This window comes from Aquipuribacter nitratireducens, assembly GCF_037860835.1.
Classification (GTDB): Bacteria; Actinomycetota; Actinomycetes; order Actinomycetales; family JBBAYJ01; genus Aquipuribacter; species Aquipuribacter nitratireducens.
Map to the genome: position 1 here is coordinate 21,611 of NZ_JBBEOG010000014.1, position 6,822 is coordinate 28,432.

The 6,822-nt window shown below is 74.4% G+C and carries 7 protein-coding genes; 3 read left to right on the forward strand and 4 right to left on the reverse strand.

What is annotated here, in order from left to right:
* Nucleotides 1–73 precede the first annotated feature (73 nt).
* Nucleotides 74–1,771, forward strand: coding sequence for a Na+/H+ antiporter NhaC family protein (locus WAB14_RS17850; RefSeq protein WP_340271697.1), 1,698 nt, complete (start codon nucleotides 74–76; stop codon nucleotides 1,769–1,771).
* 17 nt (nucleotides 1,772–1,788) lie between these two features.
* Here the strand turns inward: WAB14_RS17850 and WAB14_RS17855 are convergent, their stop codons facing one another.
* From WAB14_RS17855 to WAB14_RS17870, 4 genes are read right to left on the reverse strand one after another with little or no spacing between them, the layout of a single operon-like run.
* Complete coding sequence (locus WAB14_RS17855; RefSeq protein WP_340271698.1) at nucleotides 1,789–2,394, reverse strand: response regulator transcription factor; 606 nt, start codon at nucleotides 2,392–2,394, stop codon at nucleotides 1,789–1,791.
* On the reverse strand, nucleotides 2,391–3,527 hold the full coding sequence (locus WAB14_RS17860; protein ID WP_340271699.1) for a sensor histidine kinase: 1,137 nt from the start codon (nucleotides 3,525–3,527) through the stop codon (nucleotides 2,391–2,393). Before WAB14_RS17860 ends, WAB14_RS17855 begins: the two co-directional genes overlap by 4 nt.
* Before the next feature lie 10 nt (nucleotides 3,528–3,537).
* A complete protein-coding gene (locus WAB14_RS17865) occupies nucleotides 3,538–4,341 on the reverse strand; it encodes an ABC transporter permease (RefSeq protein WP_340271700.1) in 804 nt (267 codons plus the stop codon).
* Nucleotides 4,342–4,353: 12 nt separating this feature from the next.
* Nucleotides 4,354–5,322, reverse strand: coding sequence for an ABC transporter ATP-binding protein (locus WAB14_RS17870; protein WP_340271701.1), 969 nt, complete (start codon nucleotides 5,320–5,322; stop codon nucleotides 4,354–4,356).
* Nucleotides 5,323–5,455: 133 nt separating this feature from the next.
* On the opposite strand from WAB14_RS17870, the gene WAB14_RS17875 reads away from it, so the two are divergent.
* Together WAB14_RS17875 and WAB14_RS17880 are read left to right on the forward strand one after the other, a co-directional pair.
* Complete coding sequence (locus WAB14_RS17875; protein ID WP_340271702.1) at nucleotides 5,456–6,331, forward strand: alpha/beta hydrolase family protein; 876 nt, start codon at nucleotides 5,456–5,458, stop codon at nucleotides 6,329–6,331.
* 8 nt (nucleotides 6,332–6,339) lie between these two features.
* The gene (locus WAB14_RS17880) at nucleotides 6,340–6,732 is read left to right on the forward strand and encodes an MmcQ/YjbR family DNA-binding protein (RefSeq protein WP_340271703.1); all 393 of its coding nucleotides are present in this window, start codon (nucleotides 6,340–6,342) and stop codon (nucleotides 6,730–6,732) included.
* Nucleotides 6,733–6,822 lie beyond the last annotated feature (90 nt).

Consider the following 6,822-nt stretch of genomic DNA (forward strand, 5'->3'; position numbering starts at 1 on the left):
GCACCTCTGCGGCTCGTCCGAGTCGCCGATCGCGCCCCCAGGACTAGCCTCTCCTGCACCACGGGAGGTCAGCATGGGGATCGCCACGACGCTCACGACCGCGGTGGCGCACGCCGCCTCCACCACACCGACGGAGGGGGCGGGCTCCGACCCGGGCTGGGTGTCGGTCCTCCCGCCCGTCGTCGCGATCGCGGCGGCCCTGCTGTCGCGGCAGGTGCTGCCGTCGCTGTTCCTGGGCGTGTGGGTCGGGGCGTGGCTCGTCCAGGGGCTCACTGTGAGCGGGCTGTGGTTCGGCCTGCTCGACGTGCCGAACCGGTGGGTGCTGGAGGCGATCGCGCCGCCGGACGGCGACTCGAGCCACGCCTCCATCATGATCTTCACGATCCTCATCGGCGGGCTCGTCGGGATCATCGCGTGCAACGGCGGGACGATGGGCATCGTCAAGGCGGTCACGCGCTGGACCACCTCCCGACGTCGCGGGCAGACCGTGACCGGCGCCCTCGGTCTCGTCATCTTCTTCGACGACTACGCGAACACCCTCGTCATCGGGAACTCGATGCGGCCCGTCACCGACCGGCTCCGCATCAGCCGCGAGAAGCTCGCGTACATCGTCGACTCGACGTCCGCCCCCGTCGCCTCGCTCGCGCTCATCTCGACGTGGATCGGCTTCGAGGTCGGCCTCATCGAGGAGGCCCTCGCCTCCGCGGGGATCGACGAGTCGGCGTACGGCGTCTTCGTGTCGTCGCTGCCGTACCGGTTCTACCCGGTGCTCGCCCTGCTGCTCGTCTTCGCCGTCGCACTCAGCGGCCGGGACATCGGGTCGATGCGCCGCGCGGAGCAGCGGGCGCTCTCCGGCCAGGTGTCGCGCAGGGACGACCTCGCGAGCGGGTCCGACGACGAGCTCGCGGCGAAGGAGGGCGCGCCGCACCGGCTCGTCAACGCCGTCGTGCCGCTCCTCGTGCTCGTCGGCGCGACGCTCGGCTTCCTCTTCGTCACGGGCGAGGGCAGCGGCGTCCGCGAGATCGTCGGCAGTGCGGACTCCTACGCCTCCCTCATCTACGGCTCGATCCTCGCGGTCGTCGTGGCGGGCGTCATGACGGTCGCGCAGCGGGTGCTGAGCCTCGGCGAGACGGTGCGGGCGTGGTTCGCGGGCGTGAAGTCTGTCATCTACGTGCTCATCGTCCTCGTCCTCGCGTGGTCGCTGTCGGCGGTGGCGGACGAGCTCGGCACCGCCGACTACGTCGCCGGTCTGCTCGGGGACAGCATCGCGCCGTGGCTGCTCCCGGCCGTGCTGTTCGTCGTGGCGGCCGCGACGGCGTTCGCCACCGGCACGTCGTGGGGGACCATGGCGATCCTCATGCCGCTCGCGGTGCCGCTGTCGGTGGCGGTGTCCGAGCTGTCGGGCGTCACCGGTGAGGCACTGCTGCCCGGTCTCTTCGCCGCGGTGTCGACCGTCCTCGCCGGCGCTGTGTGGGGCGACCACGTCTCGCCGATCAGCGACACGACGGTCCTGTCGTCGCTCGCGTCCGGCTGCGACCCCGTCGACCACGTCCGCACCCAGATGCCGTACGCCTTCCTCGCCGGCGGCGTGAGCGTCGTGGCGCTGCTGGGGGTCGGGGCGGGACTGCCGTGGTGGGTCGTGTGGCCGCTCGCGCTGGCCGCCGTGCTCGGTGGCCTGCGGCTGCTGGGTCGGCACACCGAGGAGGAGCCCGACCACGGACGGGTCGAGGTCGACGTGCGGGAGGGCGCGGCGCAGCGGACGGACGGCTGACGCGCCCGGCTCCCGCGCTACAGCAGACCGCGGTCGCGGGCCGTCCTGGCCGCCGCCACCCGGTTCGACGCACCGAGCTTCGCCATCGCCTCCGACAGGTAGTTGCGCACCGTGCCGTCGGACAGGTGCAGCCGGGCGGCGATGTCCGCGTTCGCCAGGCCCTCGCCGGCCAGCCGCAGCACCTGCCGCTCCCGGTCGGTGAGCGGGTCGTCCTCGCCCCACGCGTCGGCGGCGAGCTCGGGATCGACGGCGCGGCCACCGCGGTGGACGGTGCGGATCGCGTCGGCGAGAGCGCTCGCGGGCGAGTCCTTCAGCAGGTACCCGGCGGCCCCGGCGTGGAGCGCCCGCCGCAGGTACCCGGTGCGGGCGAACGTCGTGACGATGACGACCCTGGTCGGCAGGCTCCGACGGCGGACCTCGGCCGCGACCTCGAGTCCCGTCATTCCGGGCATCTCGATGTCGGTGAGCAGCACGTCCGGCTCGCGGGCGAGGACGAGCCGGAGCGCCTGCTCGCCGTCCGGCGCGCTGCCGACGACCGTCATGTCGGGCTCCAGACCGAGCAGGGTCCCCAGCGCACCGAGCACCATGAGCTGGTCCTCGGCGAGGACGAGCCGGATCGTCACGGTTCCACCGCCGCCGCCGGGCCGGTCGGCGTGCGCGGCACGGGCGGCGACGCCGCGAGCGGCAGCTCGACGCGGACCCGCGTGCCGTCCGCGACGGTCACGTCCACCGCGCCGCCGAGGGCGGAGACCCGCTCGCGCATGCCGGTGAGCCCGGCGCCCTCCGGGCCGTCGGCGCCACGACCGTCGTCGGTGACCTCGAGGACGGCCGTCCCACCGTCGAGCGCGCCGTCGATGCGGGCGGCGGTGGCGGCGGCGTGCCGGACGACGTTCGTCACGCACTCGCGGACGGCGAGGGCGAGGACGGACTCGTGCGCGGCGGGCAGCGCGGGAAGCTCGACGTCGACGTCGACGTCCACCCCCGCGGCCGTGAGTGCGCGGTGCGCCCGGGCGAGCTCGGCGTCGAGCCCACCGGCGCGGTAGCCGGCCACGGCCGTCCGCACCTCGCCGAGCGCCTCTCGGGCGATCTGCTCGATGTCGTGCACCTCCGCCGCCGCCCGCTCGGCGTCGAGCGGGACCAGGCGACCCGCGAGCTCCACCTTCACCACGACGACCGACAGGGTGTGGCCCAGGAGGTCGTGGAGGTCGCGGCCGATCCGCTCCCGCTCCGCGAGCGCGGCGAGACGTTCGATCTCGGCGTCCGCGCGACGGAGACGGCGCCGGGTCCGACCCCGCTCGGCGTCGACGACGTTGACGGCGCCGACGACGACGGTGAACACGAACGCGGGGGCGAGGGCGAGGAACCGCCACGGCATCGGCGCCGGCGACACGACGAGCATGAGCAGGAGGACACCGAGCAGGCCGCCGATCGCGGTGAGTGCGCGTCGGACGGGCTCGAGGTACGCGACGGCGGCGGCCGCGTAGATGACGAAGACGCTGGCGCCGCTGTTGACGAGCGACCCGACGAGACCCAGCAGGGCCATGGCGCCCGCGAGGACGAGCACCGCCCGGTCGCTGCGCGGTCGCGTCACGGCGAGGTACAGCGGGAGGAAGAGCGCGACGAGGACCCCGACGAGGACCCAGTCGAGGGGTCCCGCGTCGGGGTCGAACGCCGGCTGGAACACGAGCGAGCCGAGGTACGCGAGCCACAGGTAGCGCACGTACCGGGCGCCGCGGGGCTCGTCGTCGTCGCTCATGCCGGTCGCCTCATCCGTAGGTCCGGCCCTCGTCGCGCCGGAACCCCCAGGCTGCCACGGCGAGGAACCCCGCGGTGAACAGCGCGAGCGCACCGACGTGGACGAGGGGCGAGCCGCCCTCCGACGCCCCGAACGTGCCGAGCGACAGCTGGGCGAAGTGGTACGGCGGCAGGAACGGAGCCGCGACCTGGACGACGGACGGCAGCTGGCTGATCGGGATCCACAGCCCGGAGGCGAAGGCCATCGGGAGGTAGACGAGGTTGAGGACGGCGGGGGCGGAGTTCGGCCCCACGAGGTAGCCGCAGGCGAGTCCCATGGCGGAGAACGGGAGCGCCCCAGCGACGAGCACGAGCGCGAGGGTCCCCCACTCCGTGACGGGCAGCCGGACACCACCGACGGTGACGGCGAGGAGCGACAGGGCGAGGACGATGATGGCGGCGACCGCGGTGCTCATCACGACTTTGGCGACGAAGTACGCGAGGGGCGGCATCGGCGAGACGCGCTTGAGCCGCATCCAGCCCTGCCCGCGCTCCGTCGCGACGGAGACACCGAAGCCGAAGAGCGCGGCGCCGATGACGCCGAAGGCGCCGTACGTCGCGAGCATGTAGGTCGTGACGCCCACCCCGCCGGCGGTCCGCTCCCCGAAGGTCAGGCCGAAGATCACGTAGAACATGACGGGGAAGGCGATGGTGCTGATGGCGAAGACGGGGATGCGGAGGAGCTTGAGGAGCTCGTGGACCGCCTCGGTGCGGTAGACGGCGAGTGTGCGGTCGAGGCGGCGGTCGAGGCGGCGGTCGAGGGTCGTCGTGGTCATGGTCGTCTCCTGTCAGCGGGTCGAGGTGGTGAGCGCGAGGAAGGCTTCCTCGAGGGTCGGCTCTGTGACGGTGAGCCCGGCGAGGTCGGCGTCGCCGGCGAGCAGCCGGCGCACCACCGCTTCCGACTCGGCGACGAGGACCTCGAGCCACGGACCCTGCCGCTCGACGTGGAGGACGCCCGGCCAGGTCCCGACGTCGGCGACGGCGGCGCACGTGCGGGCGCGGACGCGTCGGCCGGGCACGAGGGACTTGATGTGCTCGGGCGTGCCCTCGGCGAGCACGCGTCCGTGGTCGAGCACCACGACCCGGTCGGCGAGGGCGTCGGCCTCCTCGAGGTAGTGCGTCGTGAGGACGACCCCGCGACCGGCGCGGGTCAGGTCGCGGAGCGTCGCCCACAGGGTGCGCCGGACGTCGACGTCGAGCCCGGTCGTCGGTTCGTCGAAGAACAGGAGCTCGGGGTCGCCGCACAGGGCGAGACCGAACAGCACCCGACGCTGCTGGCCGCCCGAGAGCTCACCGAACAGCCGGCGCTCGAGGCCGTCGAGGCCGGCGGCCTGCACGACGTCGGGCACGGCCATCGGCGCCGGGTAGTAGCCGCGGAACTGGGTGAGGAGCTCGCGGACCCGGAGGGTCTCGGGCACGCCGGAGGTCTGCAGCATGGCGCCGACCCGGCGCCTCGCGGCGAGGTCCCGGGGGTCGCGGCCGAAGAGGCGGGCGGTCCCGGACGTGGGGCGCACCAGACCGGTGAGCATGCCGACGGCCGTGGACTTGCCGGCGCCGTTGGGGCCGAGCACGGCGAGCAGCTCGCCGGCGCGCACGGAGAGGTCGAGGTCCCGGACGGCGTGGACGGCGCCCTCACCGCTGCCGTACGTCCTGCCGGCGCCGCGGAGCTGCGCCAGGACGGGCGTCGAGGTGACGGGCGCCGGCGTGGCGGGCGTCGGGTCGGTGGTGGCCTGTGGAGTGAGCGTGGTGGTCGACATGCCTCGAGGGTCGTCACCGGGAGGTGGTCGGCGGCAGTGGCGGGTGTCAGCAGGTCGGGGTGACATCTGTCAGGTGACGCGGGCGGGACCTCGGTCACTGGTGCCGTCCCGCGGCGGGACGGACAGTCCTCGTGTGAGGTCCTCGGTCGGCGCGTCGGGGTCCGCCCGGACGGCGGGCCTGACGGCGGCGCTCCTCCTCGCGGCGGCCTGCGGCGTGCCGGGGTCGGGGCTCCCGGGCGCGGACGGGACGCCGGCCACCACCCACGAGGTGCTGCCGGGCGTGGGCGTCGAGGTCGTCGAGCCCGCGACGGGGCCGCCGGCGGCCGTCGTCGTCCTGGTGCCGGGCGGGGGCTGGACCTCCGCGGACCCCGCGGGGATGGTCCCGCTCGCGGAGCACCTCGCGACGTCGGGCGCGCTCGTCGTGCTCGGGACGTACCGGACGGCAGGTGACGGCGCGTTCTTCCCCCGGCCGGTGCAGGACGTCGGCTGCGTCGCCGCGTTCGCCGCGGACCTCGCTGCGGACCTCGCGACGGAGGGCGGCGCCGAGGGCGCCGAGCTCGTCCTGCTCGGGCACTCGGCGGGGGCCCAGCTCGCGGCCGTCGTCGCCCTCGACCCGGGCGTCGCCGCCGACCCTGCGTGTCCGTACCCGCCCGCGGCCGCGGACCGGCTCGTCGGCCTCGCCGGGCCCTACGACGTCGTCGCCGCGGCCGACCAGGCCTGGTACCTGTTCGGTCCCGACACCCCTGACCCCGACGACTGGGACGCCGGGGACCCCGTGGCGCTCGCCGGGCGTCGCCCGGAGCTGCCGGTGCTCCTGGTCCACGGGTCCGCCGACACCGTCGTGCCGCTCACCGCCACCTACACGTTCTGGCAGGCGCTGCGCGCCGGGGGCCACACGGTCGACATCGCCTACCCCGACGGCGCCGACCACCACACGGTCTACTCGGCGGACGTGGCGGCGCCGGTGGTCGAGGAGTGGCTCGGGCTCGGCGTCGGGGCGCGCGGCTAGGGTCGGGCATGGCCCATCCGCGGATGTTCGACGACGACGACCCGCTCCTGCACCGGCTCCGCGGACTGGCCCTCGCCCTCCCGGACGCCCGCGAGAAGGTGTCGCACGGGCGGCCGGCGTTCTTCACGACGAAGGTCTTCGCGTACTACGGCGGCTCCCGGCGCGTCGACGGGCGGTGGGAGGCGCACTACCGGTCGGTGGTGCTCCTGCTCGACCTCCTCGACCGCGAGGCGCTGCTCGGCGAGGCCCGGTGCTGGGTGCCCGCCTACCTGGGACCGGGCGGCTGGATCGGTGTGGACGTCGACGAGACGACGGACTGGACGGAGGTCGGGGAGCTCCTCGAGTCCTCGTACCGCCGGACCGCCGGACCGCGTCGTGTCGCGGTCCTCGACGGCGGCTGAGGCGCTGTCCACAGGGTTGTGACAGGACCTGGCGGGTGTCGGTGCCCGCCGGTATCCTCGTACACATGTTCGACGACCTGGATCCGACGC